The 255-nt window shown below is 25.5% G+C and carries 1 pseudogene; it reads left to right on the top strand.

The features are described 5' to 3' along the window. Nucleotides 1–255 (top strand): annotated as a pseudogene (locus tag K0040_RS20445) (hypothetical protein); the annotation flags it as partial.

Genomic DNA, 255 nt, shown 5'->3' with positions numbered 1-255 from the left:
AAGGCAGGTGAAAAAAGGTAAATTACAAGCATCTAAAATATTTGGACTGATAAAAGGTTTGATTTATAATTTTAATTTAACTGGAATGGTAAGGCATTTGTGTAAGATAGCTAATTTATCCACTTCTAGTTATTATAGGTTCCTTAAAACAAAAGATTATAGGGATATAAAAGAAGATAGAGTTATAAAATCAAGAGATATTATATTAAAAGCATTTAATCACCCTTCATATAAAAGATTTTTGGGTTCTAAAAA

It is taken from the genome of Terrisporobacter petrolearius (genome assembly GCF_020748185.1).
GTDB classification, from domain to species: domain Bacteria; phylum Bacillota; class Clostridia; order Peptostreptococcales; family Peptostreptococcaceae; genus Terrisporobacter; species Terrisporobacter petrolearius.
This window is presented reverse-complemented; position numbering and strand designations above follow the sequence as displayed.